We start from the raw sequence: 18,021 nt of genomic DNA on the forward strand, positions 1-18,021 counted from the left end.
GCGCGAGTCTTTTCAATCGCCAAACATCCCAAATCACCAACCTGACTGAGCGATGCCGATCATAGCACCCACACTCCGCAGCGAACGACGACTGATACAGAAAACGGCTCATAAAACCCGCGATAAACACCACGCATGCAGGCTGATGCTCCATCGCGGGGAGCGTGTCAGCGATGTCGTCAGGACGCTTTGCAGCGCACGTTAATCCGTCGGGCGATGGATTAACTGGTTCACACTTTACGGACCGGAAGGTCTTAACTCGCTCTCACCAGGGCGTGTGCTCCGCTGGCCGTTTGAGTACATATGTACTCTGTTGAGGCGGCTTGTTGAGCATTCTCCCTGCGATTTTGGTTATCCGCATTCGTACTGGAGTACAAATTTATTTACGATAAAAGTCAATGATATAACGGGTTGCAGACTGCATGCTTCCACCCTCCGGCGCTGGTTGCCCGCAGCCGGTCTGGTCTGGTCTGGTCTGGTCTGGTCTGGCGCGGGGTTGTACCAACCTGACGTATCCGTGATCCACAGCGGGACGAGAAAATGGCGACAATCAATGCGGCACTCGCCAATTGTTGTGCGGAGCACCCGGTATTTTATAAGGACGAGGTGGACATTCACCTGAATCCAAAAATCGGTGCAGACTGGCAGGGCCGTGGTCAGCAAAAGCGGGTGGTAACGCCCGGACAGAATGAAAAACATTACCTTGCCGGAGCGCTTAATACCGGTACTGGCCGGGTCAACTATGTAGGCGCTGCAGTAAAAGCTCAGCGCTGTTTATCAGCCTGCTGAAGCACCCGAAAACCACATACCGACCGGCAAAAACCATCACGCTAATGGGGGATAACCACATTATCCATAAGTGCCAGAAAACGCGGCACTGGCTGAAAGCGAATCCGAACGTTACGGTGATATATCAGCCGGTTTATTCGCCGTGGGTCAATCATATCGAACGGTTATGCCTGGGATCACATCAGAGTGCACGATTGAAAGAGGTTGGATTGCTGCCTGTCTCTCTGTTTCATATTGTTTTTCATTTAAAAATCGGAATAAACAAACCATTTATTGCATATAACAAAAAATTAACAACCCCCCTCTACAATGAAGATTGGAATGACTCTAATTGCAATGAAAGCCATTCTGAACGGTTATTTACCATAAAACACATGACAATATAAAAATGCATTAAATAATATAAAGAACAATCAATCATCAATAAAAATGAAATAATAGCCTGTTATTACTAATAACAACACCGGATATATAAAAAAATCAAAATAAGAAACATTGACACCCACAATAAAAAAAATAAATCAGAAGAAAATGAGAAAAATAATTGCAAGGGAAATAAAAATAAATTAAAAAATACCCCGCTCATCTTGAGCATTTACAAGGAGATAAATAATGAGAGAACTATCCTTACAGGAAGTTGAAATAGTTAGCGGCTCAGGTGCTATTCGCGATACCACTGGTCAGATTGGCAGCATGGCTGGTAGCTTTATTGGTAAATCAATAGGTAGCATGATTACCATCCCGGTGCTTTCCACCCTGATTTCAAATATTACAGGCAGAGTCGGTGAGCAACTCGGTCAGTTTATCGGGGATAGCTTAGGATCGCTTATTGAGAATCTTTTAGGTATTACAGACAGCAGTAGTGATGAGGCAACAGCATAATTTTGCTGTTGAACAACGTAACATCCAGCCTGACGGCTGGGTGTTACGGTCGAATTACACCAGCGTGCCGTAAATTGTTAGCAGTGCCACCACCACCACCACCACCAGCGAAACTTTCTTTGCCAGCGCTACCGCAATCTGCGGTGTTGCCACTTTATCAGTATGTGGATCGCGCGCCAGAGAATACTGTGCCAGTCTGGTCAGCACCTGATATTGTCCGGTGTGTCTGTCTCCCAGCGAAGCGAACCAGGCCGGCAACGCCCGTTCACCGTGGCCCATTAACGCGTAAGCAGCCCCCACCAGCCGAACCGGGAGCCAGTCGATAATATGCAGCAATGCATCCACGCCTGACTGGGCACGCGCTAACGGCGAATGGTGACGAGCCAGCGCGCTCTGCCAGGCACGCAGAAAAGCATAGCCTATCAGCAAAACCGGCCCCCAGAAGCCTCCCACCACAAACCAGAACAGCGGTGCAAGGTAAAAACGATAGTTAATCCACAACAGCGCATTTTGTAGCTCACGTAAATATGCGCGTTCATCACACGCCGTCGGCAGCCCGTGGATCAGCGTCAGCTCCTCTGCCATCATGTTGTGGGCGGCAGTATCATTACGGCTGGCCGCTTTGAGATAGGCATGATAATGCAGGCGAACTGAACCTGCCCCAACCGACAACAACCCGACGGCAATCCAGAAGATCAACAGCGGCAAGCCAAAAAACAGCCCCCGGAGCAACAGCAAACAGACCGCCACCACCGCCATCGCGACCAACATCATCATCAGCGTTCGCGTAAGGGAAAAACGCTGGCGCCGGAGGAAAAAACCGGCCAGATGATGATCCAGTTGCCAGTGCTCTCCCAGTTTAAACAATCGTTCCCAGCCTAACACCAGTAACAAACTAAACAGCGTCATACTGGTTGCTCCTGCTCTGAGATACTGGCAGGCTGACTCAGTGCCGTACGAAATCGTGCCCAGTCAAATGACGGGCCAGGATCGCTCTTTCTTCCCGGCGCAATATCGCTGTGCCCGGTTATATGTCCGGCGATTTGCGGATAATTCGCTATCAGCAGCCGGGTGATCTCCTCCAGCGCACGGTACTGCGCATCGGTATAGGGCAGCGTATCCGTACCCTCCAGTTCAATACCAATTGAGAAATCATTGCAGGAGTCGCGTCCCTGATAAACAGAGACCCCCGCATGCCAGGCCCGAAGCTGAAAAGGAACATACTGAATAACCTCACCATCACGGCGAATCAGGCAGTGGGCGGAAACCCGCAGATGGGCAATGTCAGCAAAATAAGGATTGCCAGCAGGATCGAGCGTGCCGGTAAAGAGGGCATCAATCCACGGGCCACCAAACTCGCCCGGCGGCAGACTGATATTATGGATAACCAGCAGCGTGGGAACCTCGTTTGCCGGTCGCTCATTAAAATGGGGGGATGGAACCTGCTTTACACCAGGGATCCAGCCTGATTGCAACTGCATGCTCTGCTCTCCTGTAAGAAATATTTCCAGAGTAGCATGATTAAGGGATCACGAGGCAGATAGCGTTGCCAGAAAATAACACCGGCTGGCAAGCCTGCAGCAAACAGGCTAGCATAGCCGCAATTTCTACCCTGCCGGAGTTCAATGATGACAACCCGCCGCTACGATCCAGACAGCCGCCGTGCCGTATTACTTGGACGTATTGAGGATGATATCCCTCCCAGCGTGGCACAGGCTCTGCGTGAAGATTTGGGGGGAGAAGTGGCCCCCGAAAATGACATTACCGCCAACCTGCTCCCCGCAGATACCCTTTCTCATGCCGTCGTAATTACCCGGGAACCGGGCATTTTTTGCGGCAAACGTTGGGTGGAAGAGGTCTTTATTCAACTGGGCAACCGAACGCAGATTCACTGGCACGTTAACGATGGCGACAGCATCCGGGCCGACCAGTTGCTGTTCGAGGTTAGCGGGCCTGCCGCGCTTATCCTCACCGCTGAGCGAACCGCACTCAACTTCGTGCAAACACTGTCCGGCGTGGCAACCGAGGTCAGTCGTTATGTGGCGCTTTTACAGGGTACGAATGCGCAGCTACTGGATACCCGTAAAACCATGCCGGGTCTGCGCACCGCATTAAAATACGCGGTAATGTGCGGCGGCGGTAATAATCATCGTCTTGGCTTATCTGACGCTTACCTGATTAAAGAAAACCACATTATCGCCACCGGTTCGATCCGTCAGGCGGTGGAAAAAGCCAACTGGTATCATCCTGATGTTCCTGTTGAAGTGGAAGTGGAATCACTGGATGAACTGAATCAGGCCATTGAGGCCGGGGCTGATATCGTGATGCTGGATAATTTCAGCGTGGAGAAAATGCGTGAGGCCGTTAAATTGAATGCGGGCCGCGCCCTGTTGGAAGTCTCTGGCAATGTCACCCACCAAACGTTGCGTATCTACGCTGAAACTGGCGTCGATTACATCTCCGTTGGGGCACTCACCAAGCATATCCACGCACTGGATTTGTCAATGCGTTTTCGTTAAATCACCCATGTCATCGGTTTTCTGATGGCATGCTCCTTTCCCTGTCCATTTGTGAGCGTTGTTCCACCAGCACTGCATAATCATACCATCGGCTGAAAAGTCTTGCGTGCCTTGCCGACAAACTGGTTTTCGCCGCTGGCACAGGCAAACTCATGGCGATACCTTGCCTGTCTCTAAAACAGCAAGGAGCTACGCCATGAAGATGCAGCAAGGATTTACCCTGATTGAACTGATGATTGTCATAGCTATCATCGCCATCCTCAGTGCCATCGGACTCCCCGCTTATCAGAACTACCTGCAAAAGGCGGCGCTGACCGACATGTTACAGGCCGCCATGCCGTTTAAAACCGCCATTGAGATTTGTGCAATAGAGCATGGCAGCACCGGTGACTGTTCAGCGGGAAGCAATGGCATTCCCTCAGGTAAAGGCTCACGTTACGTTTCCACGGTAACGGTACAGGCCGGAACGGTCACCCTGATCGGTCAGGAAAGTCTTAACGGCCTCACGGTGACGCTGAAGCCGGTTTGGGATCGGTCAGAAGGGCTGCTCAGCTGGCAGCGTAGCTGTACCAGTTCACAAGACGGCCTTAAAGAAGCGTGCAACGCCGTCTTCCGCTTCGATGACGAAACGAGTGGAGATGCCTCATGATCTCTCTGGCTGCGCAACGGGCAGTAGAGCAAATCTGTCAGCAAAATCATGCTGTGATGCTGGAATTTACACCACAACGGCTCCAAATCGCCACGGTGGAACCGCTTCCCCTGGATGCCATGGCCGCATTACGTTTTGCCGCGCACAACCGCATTGACGTAGAATATTGGCCGCCCGCACAGATTGAACAGTTTCGTCAGAAAAAAAGCCCCGCTGTTGGGACGATAACAAAAAGCAGCATAACGGTTACAGAACGGGTTGAGCAGCTACTCTTTCTGGCAATCCAACAACGCGCCTCCGATATTCATATCGAACCCCAGGCCGACAGGTTACAAATCCGTCTGCGAATAGATGGCGTATTGCAGTCAGTCCCAACCCCTGAAAGTGATAACAGTTCCGCCATGCTGGCCCGGCTTAAGATCCTCGCCAGTCTTGATATCGCTGAACGCCGTATGCCTCAGGATGGGCAATTTACGCTGACGCTGAAAGGAAAATCAGCCTCGTTTCGGCTGTCAACACTGCCTGTGCACTTTGGCGAAAAAGCGGTTATTCGGCTATTACAGAATGAAACGCAGTCTGTCGCGCTTGAAAATCTGGGGATGACACAGGCTTCGCTCAGGCTTTTTCGCCAGGCGCTCAATCTGCCACAGGGGCTGATACTGGTGACAGGCCCCACCGGCAGCGGAAAAACCTTTACGCTGTACAGCGGATTAAGCTTCCTCAATCAGCCCGGAAGAAATGTTTGTAGCGTAGAAGATCCTATAGAGATCCCTCTCGATGGCGTTAATCAAACACAAATACAGCCGAAAACGGCCCTGGATTTTAACCGGGTGCTGCGTGCACTTTTGCGCCAGGATCCCGACGTAATTATGATCGGTGAGATCCGCGACGCCGAAACGGCGGAGATAGCCATTAAGGCAGCACAAACAGGGCATCTGGTTCTGTCGACTCTTCACACTAACTCAACGGTGGAGACACTGATACGGCTGAAACAAATCGGCATCCCCGGCTATTTGCTGGCCTCGGCATTAAAGCTGGTGATTGCTCAGCGTTTGATTCGCCGTCTTTGCCAACACTGCCGCAAACCTGCCGAAGCCGTCGCACATTTTCCACACGGCGTCTGGCCAGACACCGTGCAAAACTGGCGCGCTGTGGGTTGCCCGCGCTGCTACTCCGGCTATTACGGACGGCTGGCCCTGTTTGAACTGCTTCCCGTTACTGCGACGTTGCAAAACGCCATTGCCGCTGGTTTATCTCAGGAAAAACTTCTGGCACTGATACACAAGCAGGGTGGGAACTCGCTTTTTGTGGAAGGGTTACACTGCGTCAACCGTGGTGATACCACGCTGGCAGAGCTGAACCGAATTGTGGGAAGTGAATATGACTAACCTGCTGCTGTTCTACTGGCAGGCAGTGGGCAGTGAAGGGCAACTGCTCCGTGGCGCTTTTTTTTGTCAACATCGCCAGGAGGCGATGGATAAACTGGTCGCGCTCGACATGGTTCCTGTAAAACTTACCGCCGGACGGCGGTATCGTGCCAGAGACTGGCGGTGGCAGGATAAAATCAGTTTTTTCCGTCAGATAGCAACGTTACTGACAGCCGGTTTGTCACTTTCGGACGCCTTGCAACTGACCCGCGACGGGCACAACCATGTGAGCTGGCAGGCATTGCTTACCCACCTCCAACATCAGGTCAGTAACGGAATTCCTTTTTCAGATGCGTTGGCACAATGGCCGCTGATCTTTCCAGCGCTTTTCCCTGCTCTGATGCAGGTAGGTGAAATGACCGGACAAATGGATGAATGCTGTCTGCGACTGGCTTATCAACAGGAGCGACAGCTTCAGCTGCAAAAAAAAGTGACAAAAGCACTGCGCTATCCACTGATCGTACTGGCTATAGCACTGCTGGTCAGCATTGGGATGCTGATATTTGTTCTGCCGGAATTTGTCGCAGTGTATCGGGCTTTTGATACTCCCCTGCCCTGGTTTACCGCTGCGATCATCTCTTGCTCTGAAGTACTGCAACACTATGGACCGATATTGCTGCCCTTCTCATTTATTGCCTTCGCTGGCTGGCAATGGCAACACCGGCGATCGCCAGCCTGGCAACGTAAGCAACAGCAGACAATAATAAAGCTTCCTCTGGCAGGAGAGCTGGTTCGTGGCAGACAGCTCAGTAAAATATTTATGACGCTGGCACTGACACAGCAAGCCGGTCTGACACTGTTGCAAGGTTTACAGGCGGTGGAGAAAACCCTGAATCAGAGGCTATGGCAGGAAGCCATAGCAAATCTGCAAAAAAATATATCTGCGGGCAATCCTCTGTCGCAGGCGTTGGCTGGACATACGCTATTCACGCCGATCTGTTATCAGCTGGTCAAAGTGGGAGAAGAAGCAGGTTCTCTGGACGGCATGTTTTCCAGGCTGGGAGAACTGTATGAAAGCACCACCAACGAACTCGCTGACAGCCTGGCCAGCGCGCTGGAACCGGTGGTGATGGTTATAACGGGAATCATCGTCGGTACGCTGGTGGTCGCAATGTACTTACCTGTTTTTAACCTGGGGAACGCGTTAGGTTAAACCCACTTCAGCTGCCGGTTCAGGAGACATGTAAGGAAAACAAATGGTTAAAAAACATGCTTTATATCTTCTTATCTGCAAGTAAGCCACGTGCTGGTTGATGGCATAAATCTTAAGCTGCGCGCTGCTGCCCGCTTCGGGGACGCTATCATATATGATAAATACAGACCGACAGGAGTGCGAAAACAGGTTTATTTAGGCTACAATCCGCAGAATTTATCAGAAATTTGTTCAGGTACTCTGAATCTCTTTTCGACCAGCTGATAGCTGTTTCAGCAACGGCGGGACGTTTCACAGCAAACCTGAGATACGAGGCTTATGCGATATACTGTTGCATTGACTGGCGGTATTGGCAGTGGAAAAACAACCATCGCTAATGCATTCGCCGCCCGGGGCGTGGATATTGTTGACGCGGATATTATTGCCCGTCAAATCGTAAGGCCCGGTCAGCCTGCTCTCAGCGCCATTGCTGCCCGGTTTGGCAATGCGGTTTTACAGCAGGACGGCGCACTTAATCGGACAGCGTTAAGGCAACGTATTTTCACTTCTCCGAAAGATAAAACCTGGCTGAATGACCTGCTACACCCGCTGATCCATGCAGAAACCCGCCGTCAGCTGGCACTGGCGCAATCTGAATGGTGTTTATGGGTTGTGCCCTTGTTGATTGAAAATAATTTACAGCATCTGGCAAACCGGGTGCTGGTGGTTGATGTTGACAGCCATACGCAACTGATGCGCACTGTCGCCCGCGACGGTATGAGTACCGAAGAGGCTGAACATATTCTGGCTGCACAGGTTACACGCGAACAGCGTCTTGCAGTGGCCGATGACATTATTGATAACAGCGGGCGACCTGAAGATATAGCCGCCCACGTTGCTCTGCTGGATCAGCGCTATCGCCAGCTTTCCAGAGCAACAGACCAGGATTAACAGCATGAATACGAGCGTTTTATTTGAGTACCCCCTGAATGAGAAAATGCGTACCTGGTTGCGGATAGAATTTTTAATCAACCAGTTAGAACAAAGCCGGGACATCACCGATCCACTCAGCGCATTGACGTTTTTTCGCAATGTGGCCGAACTGTTGGACGTATTCGAACGAGGAGAGCTGCGCACCGAAATTGTCAAAGAGCTTGATAAACAGCAGCAGAAGCTCTCTTCCTGGTCCGACGTGCCGGGCGTTGACAGAGACCTTATCACCAATCTGAGTGAGAACCTGAAATCCTGTTCCTCCTGTCTGATGGCTGCTCCGCGCATTGGCCAGTTGCTGCGTGAGGATCGCCTGATTGCTCTGGTACGCCAGCGTCTGAGCATTCCCGGAGGTTGCTGTAGCTTTGACTTGCCAACGCTGCATGTCTGGCTGCACATTGGGCAGGAAATCAGGGATATTCAGGTTGGCCTGTGGATGGAGTCGCTGGCCCCCATAGGCGACGCGTTGAAATTGATCCTGAATCTGATCCGTCAGTCCGGTGAATTTCATCTCCAGACCAGTCTGAACGGTTTTTTCCAGGACAATGCTGAAGGTGCCGATTTATTACGTCTGCAACTGGCGTTGGACGACTCGCTGTATCCCCAGGTTTCTGGCCACAAAAGCCGTTATGCCATTCGTTTTCTTCCACTGGACAGTGAGCGCGGAGTGGTTCCGGCACGTCTCGATTTTCAACTTGCCTGTTGTTAAGGTTCCAACTAATGAATGAAGAAGTGATGAGCGTTAAGTGTCCAACCTGTTCAACCGCAGTTATCTGGCATGAACTGAGCGCATGGCGGCCCTTTTGCAGTAAACGCTGCCAGCTGATTGATCTTGGTGAGTGGGCAAATGAGGAAAAACGTATCCCCAGCGAAGGAGAACATTCGGAAAGCGATGACTGGAGCGAGCAGCCTTTGAGTCACGAGTAATCTGTGCCCGCTCTGCAATGTGGGCGATGCCTTATTTCGCTTCTTTCAGCAGCCGTGCCACGATGGGTATATTGGCGGGCGGAAACTCATCAGCCACCAGATCGCATTGCGCAACCCATCGCTGAGGCTGTCCTTCACGACCGTAAGGTTCTCCACGCCACTCGTCAACCATAAAAAAATGCAGCGTGACGTGTAGCTGGGCATCAGTATGTTCTGACCGATCCCAGGCAACGGCATGAATAACGTCAATCCCCGTCTCTTCGCTTAACTCACGTTTAAGCGCCTGTTCCGCTGTTTCACCCGGTTCAATTTTACCGCCCGGAAACTCCCATCTGTTGCCCATATGCGAACTGGCAGAACGCTTTGCCAGAAAAATATTCTGGTTTTTATCACGTATAATGCCGACCACTACCTGCAGATGTTTCATTGACTTTCTCTCTCAACACTTAAGCACATCAGGATCGCTTTCTCAGCGCTTTCAGGCCCGGATTGCCGTTAAGCCAGTAAAAAGGCCGGGATTTCCCCAGCCTTTTGTACCACGTTGGCAGTATTATGCCAGGCGACCGTGGCACTGCTTATATTTTTTTCCTGAACCACACGGACATGAATCATTTCTGCCAATTTTGCGTTCGCCGGTTCGTTCCGCCAGTGCAGAGGCCGCTTCCGTTTCGGGATCGACATGGCTCAGCTGCTGCTGCTGGGCCAGACGCTCAGCTTCTTCGCGACGCTGCTCTTCCATCGCTTCAACTTCTTCCGGCATACGAACCTGAACCTTGCTCAGGGTGCTGATCACCTCATACTTCAGTGATTCCAGCATTGCAGCGAACATGGCGAAAGATTCACGCTTATATTCCTGTTTAGGATCTTTCTGTGCATAACCACGTAAATGGATGCCCTGACGCAGATAGTCCATTGCGGCAAGGTGCTCTTTCCACAGGCTGTCCAGCGTTTGCAACATCACGCCTTTTTCGAAGCTGCGCATCATCTCGATACCAACAACCTGTTCTTTATCCTGATATTGCTCTTTAGCCTGTTCCATGATGCGCTCACGAAGGGTTTCTTCATGCAGCTCCGGCTCTTTATCAAGCCATTCGGCAATCGGCAGTTGCAGATCAAAATCGCTATGCAAACGTTCCTGCAATCCAGGTATATCCCACATTTCTTCCAGGGACTGCGGCGGAATATAACTGTCAATAGTGGCTTTGAAAACGTCTTCACGAATGCTGGCAATGGTTTCAGACACATCAGATACATCAAGCAATTCATTACGTTGAGTATATATCGCACGACGCTGATCGTTAGCCACATCATCATATTCCAGCAGCTGCTTACGAATATCAAAGTTACGGCTTTCCACTTTCCGCTGGGCATTGGCAATCGCCTTGGTTACCCATGGATGTTCGATCGCTTCGCCCGGTTTCATCCCCAATTTGCGCATCATATTGGTGACTCGATCGGAGGCAAAAATACGCATCAGGGCATCTTCCATCGACAGGTAGAAGCGGGAAGAACCATTGTCACCCTGACGACCAGAACGTCCACGCAGCTGGTTATCGATACGCCGGGACTCATGGCGCTCAGTGCCGATAATGTGCAGGCCGCCAGAGGCCAACACTGCATCATGACGAACTTTCCATGCGCGCTTGATCTCTTCAATCTGTTCCGTCGTTGGCGCGTCCAGTTCAGCAATTTCTGCCTGCCAGCTACCACCCAGCACGATATCCGTACCACGACCGGCCATGTTGGTGGCGATAGTCACCGCAGCTGGCTGACCGGCCTGAGCAACGATATCTGCTTCACGTGCGTGGAACTTGGCGTTCAGCACCGCGTGCCTGATACCGGCGCGGGTTAGCTCTTCTGACACCACTTCAGATTTCTCGATGGAGATGGTCCCCACCAGCACCGGCTGCCCCTTGGCAGTACGCTCACGGATATCTTCAATGATCGCATCGATCTTCTCTTTTTCAGTCATGTAGACCAGATCAGGCAGATCTTTGCGCACCATTGGGCGGTTGGTCGGCACTACGATGGTTTCCAGCTTATAGATTGAGCTGAATTCAAACGCTTCGGTATCTGCCGTACCGGTCATCCCGGCCAGCTTGTTGTACAGGCGGAAGTAATTCTGGAAAGTGATGGAAGCCAGCGTCTGGTTTTCGTTCTGGATCTCCACGCCTTCTTTCGCTTCCACAGCCTGGTGCAGACCGTCAGACCAGCGGCGACCCTGCATGGTACGCCCGGTATGTTCATCAACGATAATCACTTCACCGTCTTTAACGATGTAGTCGACGTCACGGGTGAACAGCACGTGCGCGCGCAGCGCTGCTGTGACGTGATGCATCATCATGATATTGCCCGGCGAGTACAGAGACTCACCCTCATTCATGATACCTTCGCTAACCATTAGCTCTTCAATAGCAACCAGGCCGCGTTCGGTCAGGTGTACCTGGCGGGCCTTCTCATCCACGGAGAAATGACCTTCACCCTGGAAGGTGTCGGAGTCTTCTTTTTCCTGACGGATCAGGCCTGGAATGATTTTGTTAACTTTGATATACAGCTCAGAGCTGTCTTCGGCAGGACCAGAAATAATCAGCGGTGTACGCGCTTCATCAATCAGGATCGAGTCAACCTCATCCACCAGCGCATAGTTCAGCTTGCGCTGTACACGGTCTTCAGGGCTGAATGCCATGTTGTCACGCAGGTAGTCAAAACCGTATTCGTTGTTAGTACCGTAGGTGATGTCCGCAGCATAAGCTTCACGCTTGGCCGGTGCAGGCATACCTGGCAGGTTGATGCCGATAGTCAGACCGAGGAATTCAAACAGACCACGGTTGTTTTCCGCATCACGCTGGGCAAGATAGTCGTTCACGGTAACCACGTGAACACCTTTGCCGCTCAGGGCATTCAGATAAGCAGGCAGCGTTGCCGTCAGCGTTTTACCTTCACCCGTGCGCATTTCTGCAATGCAACGATCGTTCAGAACCATCCCGCCCAGCAACTGGACATCAAAGTGGCGCATACCGAACACGCGTTTACTGGCCTCGCGGACGGTGGCGAAGGCTTCAGGGATAAGGTTTTCAAGGACTTCTCCCTTTTCCAACCGTGCCCGGAACTCACTGGTTTTTGCTTTCAGTTCGTCATCGGACAGTTTTTCAAAATCCGGTTCCATCTTGTTGATCTGATCAACGACTTTACGCATACGGCGCAGCGTACGATCGTTACTGCTGCCAAAAACTTTGGTTAATAGTTTGATGAACATAGTCAATAAATTCTCTTAGACACCGCAGGCGCGGTGCAGTACTAAACTGTGATTACAGGAATGAAAACGATGAAATGGAAAAAGCTGGCCCGGCACGAATACCCGAAACCTGTGCCAGCCACAGACCAGCTTTCCAGGTAAATCGGGTTGTAAACTGAGGTTGCGTCGTCTGACGAACGATAGCCGGCGGTTTTACCTCACGAGTCAGTAATGCATTAAGCGTATCCAGCAAGGCCAGCTTATGCGCTTCAAGCGGCATGGCCTGCTCAGCGGCAGGCAAGCTCGCAGGGGTCAGGGTAAAAGAGAGGTGACGAATGACAGTACGAATTGCATGCTGGTGCCAGTAATCATTATTCAGATTTGGCCAGCGGGCGTTTGCCTGTAACAACGCGAGACGATCAACATGTACGCCAAGGCTACTGTTCAGGCTGCGGAACGCGGTCTCAGAAATGGCTGTCCGATCGCTGCTCACTCCGTGAGGCAGACCAAGACTCGCCGCGACCATCCCCAACAGGAGATGCGGCCAAAAATAACGTCTGCCAAATTGTCGCCAACGATTTAGAATACCAATCACTGTTTTCCGCCGGAGTCAGCTATGCGCGATAATCGCCCGCAATCAATAGAGAATTTATTCGAAGCAACTGAAGGTAAGGGAACGCTGCAATCTCTTCAGCAACGGGCCATCATGCTGAATAAATTAAACCGTGCAGTACAAGGGGTTCTCCCGGCACCGCTGCATCCCTGGTGCCGCGTGGCAAACTTCCGCCAGGGCATTCTGGTGCTTGAAACCGCTAACGCCAGCTGGATGATGCGCCTACGCTATGAACAATCCAGTTTGCTGTCAGCTTTACGAGCGCAAATATTACCATCATTGACGGCAATCGACATCAGGATAAATCCATCGTTAGCCGCAAAAGGGCAGGAAAACGCACATGAAAGCAGCAAACAGGATGCGCAGCCATCAGCAGGGCGGCAGCTAAGTGAACAAAGTGCAGAGATGTTGCGAAGTATTGCGGACCGAAGCCCGGAAAAACTGAAGAGAGTTATAGAACGACTGGCATCACTGGCCGGAGAGAGTACCAGCTCAACCAGTCGTAATAAGTGATTCTGACTTATGCCAGAACCAGATTAGGTGCCCTGAAGGTCACCGGCAGCTCAGCTTCATCTTCGAAGGTTGCCCACTCCCAGGCTTCCTGCCTGGCAAGAACAGCCTGTAGCAGCTTGTTGTTCAGTGCATGACCACCTTTGAATGCGGTAAACGCACCAATGATGTTATGACCACACATAAACAGATCGCCAATCGCATCAAGCATTTTGTGGCGCACGAATTCGTCTTCAAAGCGTAAGCCGTCTTCGTTCAGTACGCGGTAGTCATCCACCACGATTGCACAGTCAAAACTGCCGCCAAGACACAGGCCACGCGACTGGAGTGCTTCGATGTCGCGCATAAAGCCAAACGTACGGGCACGGCTGATCTGACGTGCAAAGGCGTCCGCAGAGAAGTCCATGCTGTAGCGTTGCGAACTGGCATCGATCGCCGGGTGGTTAAAGTCAATAGTGAAATCCAACGTAAAACCGTTGTGGGGAGAAAGCTCGGCCCATTTATCACCATCTTCAACACGCACAGTTTTTTTGATGCGCACAAACTTTTTCGCGCTGTTAAGCTCTTCGATACCTGCATCCATTAACAGATAGATGAAGGGCGCGGCGCTGCCGTCCATGATTGGGACTTCCGGCGCATTCACTTCCACCACAATGTTGTCAATACCGAGTCCAGCCAACGCTGCATTCAAATGCTCAACGGTTGATATACGTACATCATGCTCATTAACCAGGCAAGTACAAAGCATGGTGTCACGCACAGATTTAGCATCAGCCGGGAAATCAACGGGTGGATTTAAATCAGTGCGACGATAGATGACCCCGGTATTAGCCGGCGCAGGTCGTAATGTCAGCGTGACTTTTTTGCCGGTATGCAAACCAACACCAGTCGTCTGAACAATACGTTTTAATGTCCGTTGTTTGATCATCGTATTATCTCGCAAAATTACTCATCCGACCGCCAGTATACCTTACTGGCAGACCAACACTTTAGCACAAAGAGCGCAGAACCCCAATTCTCAGGAAATTCTTAGTCAGCCTGTTTACGCAGGAAGGCCGGAATATCCAGATAATCTGGCTCTTTGTTAGATTGCACGCTCTGGTCGTTGACCACTTTCGCTGCCGGTTTCTGCTCCTGAGGCAGTGGCGTCATGCCGTGTTGCTGATAGCGATGATCCATGACTGGCTGGCTCTGCTGCTTGTTGGTCACCAGCGTGATTTCCGGGCGTTTATCCATGCCGATACCCGTCGCCACAACGGTAACCCGCAGCTCGTCGTTCATTTCCGGGTCCAGAGAGGTACCGATCACCACCGTCGCATTATCGGACGCAAAAGCACGAATGGTGTTACCCACGGTTTCGAACTCATCCAGGCGCAAATCAAAGCCAGCCGTGATGTTAACCAGAACCCCACGTGCGCCAGACAGATCGATATCTTCCAGCAGTGGGCTGGAAATCGCCATTTCAGCCGCTTCTTCAGCACGGTCTTCACCACAGGCAACGCCAGAACCCATCATTGCGTAACCCATTTCAGACATTACCGTGCGCACGTCAGCAAAGTCGACGTTCATCAGACCAGGGCGGGTAATCAGCTCGGCAATACCCTGCACCGCGCCTTTCAGCACATCGTTGGCGGCACCAAAAGCGTCCAGCAGAGAGATACCTCGACCCAATACTTTTAACAGCTTGTCATTTGGAATGGTAATCAGAGAATCAACATGCCGGGACAGCTCGGCAATGCCCTGCTCAGCAAACGCCATACGCTTTTTGCCTTCGAAATTGAAGGGCTTGGTGACGACAGCAACGGTCAGGATGCCTAAATCCTTAGCGACTTCCGCGACCACAGGTGCAGCACCCGTACCCGTGCCGCCGCCCATGCCAGCCGCGATGAATACCATGTCAGCACCTTCCAGCGCCTGACGCAGTGCTTCGCGATCTTCTTCCGCAGAGTTACGGCCTACTTCCGGGTTTGCGCCAGCGCCCAAACCTTTCGTAATGCCATTACCTATCTGGATAGTCTGGCCGACTGCCGTTTTACGCAGCGCCTGAGCATCAGTGTTAACGGCAAAGAACTCGACACCTTCGATGCGCTCGCGCACCATGTGCTCTACGGCATTACCGCCGCCGCCGCCGACGCCGATGACTTTAATCACCGCGTCATTGGTTAATTCCATAGGTTCAAACATAATTTCTCTCCGTTATGTGCCTGTCGCCTGGAGATCATCAAAAAACCGGGCATGATCCCCTTTTTCAAAATTAAAACTCTTTTCTCAGCCAGCTGTTGATTCGTTTAAACCAGTTGCCCACTGAGGCTCTTTTTTCCACATCAGCATCACCATTCAGATGAGACTCTTTACCGTAATGCAATAAGCCTACGGCTGTTGAATAGTATGGTTCCTGCGCATAATCGGTTAATCCGGTAATATTAAGCGGCTGTCCGATACGCACCTGGGTATGGAATACACGCTGGGCACAGGCCGCAAGACCGTCAATCTGTGCTGCACCACCGGTCAGCACAATACCTGCCGCCAGATGATGCTTTACTCCCTGCTGACGCAGTTGTTCCTGCAATTGCAGGATCTCGTCGTTCACCAGATTCAGCAATTCGGTGTAGCGAGGCTCAATCACTTCAGCCAACGTTTGGCGTTGCAGGCTTCTTGGTGGGCGGCCTCCCACGCTTGGCACTTCAACATTTTCATCTTTGCCAACAATTGAACCCAACGCACAGCCGTGGCGCACTTTAATCGCTTCTGCATCCGTTGGTGGCGTACCAAAAGCGTAAGCAATATCGCTGGTAACTACATTACCTGCATAAGGAATAACTTTCGTGTGACGTAATGCCCCACCGGTATAGACCGCGATATCCATCGTGCCACCACCGACATCCACCACGCAGACGCCCAGCTCACGTTCATCTTCCGTTAACACGGCAAAGCTTGCCGCCAGACCTGCAAAAATAAGTTGGTCAACTTTAAGCCCACATCGTTCAACTGCTTTCACAATGTTTTTCGCCATATCATTATGACAGGTGATCAGATGCACTTTTGCCTGCATCCTGACACCGGACAGGCCAACCGGATTCTTGATACCTTCCTGATAATCGATCGCGTATTCCTGCGGAATAACATGCAAAATGCGATGTTCATCACGCACGCGAACCGATTTAGCAGTATGCACCACGTTTTCCACATCTTCCTGGGTCACTTCCTCTTCTGAAATAGGAACCATCCCTATTTCATTCTGGCAACTGATGTGTTTTCCAGATAATGCAAGATATACCGAGGAAATCTGGCAATCAGCCATCAATTCTGCCTGGTCAATAGCGCGCTGTACGCACTTCACGACGGATTCCAGATCGTTAACACCGCCTTTATCCATTCCACGGGAAGGACAGCTCCCTACGCCGATGATATTAACCATGCCATCGGGCAGAATCTCGCCTACTAACGCGGCGACTTTTGCAGTGCCGATTTCGAGCCCAACTACCAGTTTTCTGTCCGTCGCCTTAATCATTGTTGTTTAACCTGTGCCTGATTCTGTTGCTTGTTACCGTCAGTGTTCTGGACTAATGGCATTACCCAACCTACCGCTGCGCCCGCGTCATATCGTAAATCAACATAGCTGACACGTTTGTTTTCTGTCTGCGCCTGCTGCTGTAACGTTGAGTTCAGCTGGATAAATCGCTTCAGCCGCTTCATATCATCATTACGCCCTAACTCCAGACGAACATCGTCTGACAGGACCAGCTGCCATGAACGCCGCGCCGTCATGGACGCCGCTTTCAGCTTAAATTTGCTGACAGCCAGCAGGTCGCTCATTTGATGATAGCCAGTCAACACTTCTGATTCGCTGCCCTCCGGTCCATAAAGCATGGGGAGCGCCTCTTTACCAATAAAGCGGGTGGGTACACTGAAGGATTTTCCTTCTGCATCAACCATATGCAAATCATTCCAGCGGGCAACGGGGACATATTCAACCAGATGAATTTTCAATTCGTCTGGCCATTGCTTACGCACACTGACCTGTTGGATCCACGGCAGACGCTCTATCTGCTGCTGGATTACGTCCACATTCTGCGACATAAATGTACCCGGCGGGCCTAATGACAGGATGGCCTGACGAATATCATCATGTGTGGTGTAGTGCATTTGCCCCGTCACTACCAGCTTCGACAACGGCAAACGGGAAGCATCATTCATCCACTTCAGCACCACCAGCCCGGCCGCCAACATTACGCCCAGTACCATCATCAGAAAGATGATACCGGCCAACCGGGAGCCATTACTCCGCCCGGAGCTGGCTTTTTTCTGCGCCTCGCGGTTGCGAACATTCATAGCCGCCTGAGACATA

General features: G+C 51.4%; 18 protein-coding genes and 1 pseudogene. 10 read left to right on the forward strand and 9 right to left on the reverse strand.

Annotated elements, in window-relative coordinates; all coding sequences use genetic code 11:
* Window positions 1-52 precede the first annotated feature (52 nt).
* Window positions 53-977: pseudogene (locus tag EB241_RS03935) on the forward strand (IS630 family transposase); the annotation flags it as partial.
* Between the two features lie 424 nt (window positions 978-1,401).
* Window positions 1,402-1,671: a hypothetical protein gene (locus EB241_RS03940; protein ID WP_124231905.1), complete on the forward strand. Its 270-nt coding sequence runs from the start codon at window positions 1,402-1,404 to the stop codon at window positions 1,669-1,671.
* Between the two features lie 54 nt (window positions 1,672-1,725).
* On the opposite strand, the gene ampE is transcribed toward EB241_RS03940, so the two are convergent.
* Both ampE and ampD read right to left on the reverse strand, forming a co-directional pair.
* Window positions 1,726-2,580, reverse strand: a complete 855-nt coding sequence (gene ampE, locus EB241_RS03945; RefSeq protein WP_124231906.1) for a beta-lactamase regulator AmpE — start codon at window positions 2,578-2,580, stop codon at window positions 1,726-1,728.
* Complete coding sequence (gene ampD / locus EB241_RS03950) at window positions 2,577-3,152, reverse strand: 1,6-anhydro-N-acetylmuramyl-L-alanine amidase AmpD (RefSeq protein WP_124231907.1); 576 nt, start codon at window positions 3,150-3,152, stop codon at window positions 2,577-2,579. The genes ampE and ampD overlap by 4 nt, the downstream gene beginning before the upstream one ends.
* Before the next feature lie 147 nt (window positions 3,153-3,299).
* On the opposite strand from ampD, the gene nadC reads away from it, so the two are divergent.
* From nadC to yacG, 7 genes are all read left to right on the forward strand, one after another.
* Entirely contained in the window at window positions 3,300-4,190 is an 891-nt protein-coding gene (nadC, locus tag EB241_RS03955) for a carboxylating nicotinate-nucleotide diphosphorylase (protein ID WP_124232034.1), read from the forward strand.
* A gap of 196 nt (window positions 4,191-4,386) precedes the next feature.
* Window positions 4,387-4,839, forward strand: a complete 453-nt coding sequence (ppdD, locus tag EB241_RS03960) for a prepilin peptidase-dependent pilin (protein WP_124231908.1) — start codon at window positions 4,387-4,389, stop codon at window positions 4,837-4,839.
* Window positions 4,836-6,227 carry a type II secretion system protein GspE gene (gene gspE / locus EB241_RS03965; RefSeq protein WP_407644251.1) on the forward strand — a complete coding sequence of 464 codons (1,392 nt, stop codon included), beginning with the start codon at window positions 4,836-4,838 and terminating at the stop codon, window positions 6,225-6,227. Before ppdD ends, gspE begins: the two co-directional genes overlap by 4 nt.
* A complete protein-coding gene (gene hofC, locus EB241_RS03970; protein WP_124231909.1) occupies window positions 6,220-7,419 on the forward strand; it encodes a protein transport protein HofC in 1,200 nt (399 codons plus the stop codon). The genes gspE and hofC overlap by 8 nt, the downstream gene beginning before the upstream one ends.
* Before the next feature lie 318 nt (window positions 7,420-7,737).
* On the forward strand, window positions 7,738-8,349 hold the full coding sequence (gene coaE, locus EB241_RS03975; protein ID WP_124231910.1) for a dephospho-CoA kinase: 612 nt from the start codon (window positions 7,738-7,740) through the stop codon (window positions 8,347-8,349).
* 4 nt (window positions 8,350-8,353) lie between these two features.
* Window positions 8,354-9,097, forward strand: coding sequence for a cell division protein ZapD (gene zapD, locus EB241_RS03980; protein ID WP_124231911.1), 744 nt, complete (start codon window positions 8,354-8,356; stop codon window positions 9,095-9,097).
* A gap of 11 nt (window positions 9,098-9,108) precedes the next feature.
* The gene (gene yacG / locus EB241_RS03985) at window positions 9,109-9,315 is read left to right on the forward strand and encodes a DNA gyrase inhibitor YacG (RefSeq protein WP_124231912.1); all 207 of its coding nucleotides are present in this window, start codon (window positions 9,109-9,111) and stop codon (window positions 9,313-9,315) included.
* Window positions 9,316-9,346: 31 nt separating this feature from the next.
* Here yacG and mutT read toward each other — a convergent pair whose 3' ends face one another.
* From mutT to secM, 3 genes are all read right to left on the reverse strand, one after another.
* A complete protein-coding gene (gene mutT, locus EB241_RS03990; protein WP_124231913.1) occupies window positions 9,347-9,742 on the reverse strand; it encodes an 8-oxo-dGTP diphosphatase MutT in 396 nt (131 codons plus the stop codon).
* Window positions 9,743-9,865: 123 nt separating this feature from the next.
* Window positions 9,866-12,571, reverse strand: coding sequence for a preprotein translocase subunit SecA (gene secA / locus EB241_RS03995; RefSeq protein ID WP_124231914.1), 2,706 nt, complete (start codon window positions 12,569-12,571; stop codon window positions 9,866-9,868).
* Between the two features lie 52 nt (window positions 12,572-12,623).
* Window positions 12,624-13,145 carry a secA translation cis-regulator SecM gene (secM, locus tag EB241_RS04000; RefSeq protein ID WP_124231915.1) on the reverse strand — a complete coding sequence of 174 codons (522 nt, stop codon included), beginning with the start codon at window positions 13,143-13,145 and terminating at the stop codon, window positions 12,624-12,626.
* Window positions 13,146-13,166: 21 nt separating this feature from the next.
* Here secM and EB241_RS04005 point away from each other — a divergent pair, with 21 nt between their 5' ends.
* Complete coding sequence (locus EB241_RS04005; RefSeq protein WP_124231916.1) at window positions 13,167-13,676, forward strand: DUF721 domain-containing protein; 510 nt, start codon at window positions 13,167-13,169, stop codon at window positions 13,674-13,676.
* 7 nt (window positions 13,677-13,683) lie between these two features.
* Here EB241_RS04005 and lpxC read toward each other — a convergent pair whose 3' ends face one another.
* From lpxC to ftsQ, 4 genes are all read right to left on the reverse strand, one after another.
* A complete protein-coding gene (lpxC, locus tag EB241_RS04010; protein ID WP_124231917.1) occupies window positions 13,684-14,601 on the reverse strand; it encodes a UDP-3-O-acyl-N-acetylglucosamine deacetylase in 918 nt (305 codons plus the stop codon).
* 101 nt (window positions 14,602-14,702) lie between these two features.
* Window positions 14,703-15,857, reverse strand: coding sequence for a cell division protein FtsZ (gene ftsZ / locus EB241_RS04015; protein WP_124231918.1), 1,155 nt, complete (start codon window positions 15,855-15,857; stop codon window positions 14,703-14,705).
* Between the two features lie 70 nt (window positions 15,858-15,927).
* Entirely contained in the window at window positions 15,928-17,184 is a 1,257-nt protein-coding gene (gene ftsA, locus EB241_RS04020) for a cell division protein FtsA (protein WP_124231919.1), read from the reverse strand.
* Window positions 17,181-18,020, reverse strand: a complete 840-nt coding sequence (gene ftsQ / locus EB241_RS04025) for a cell division protein FtsQ (RefSeq protein ID WP_124231920.1) — start codon at window positions 18,018-18,020, stop codon at window positions 17,181-17,183. Before ftsQ ends, ftsA begins: the two co-directional genes overlap by 4 nt.
* Window position 18,021: the final 1 nt, after the last annotated feature.

It is taken from the genome of Erwinia psidii (assembly GCF_003846135.1).
Taxonomy (GTDB): domain Bacteria; phylum Pseudomonadota; class Gammaproteobacteria; order Enterobacterales; family Enterobacteriaceae; genus Erwinia; species Erwinia psidii.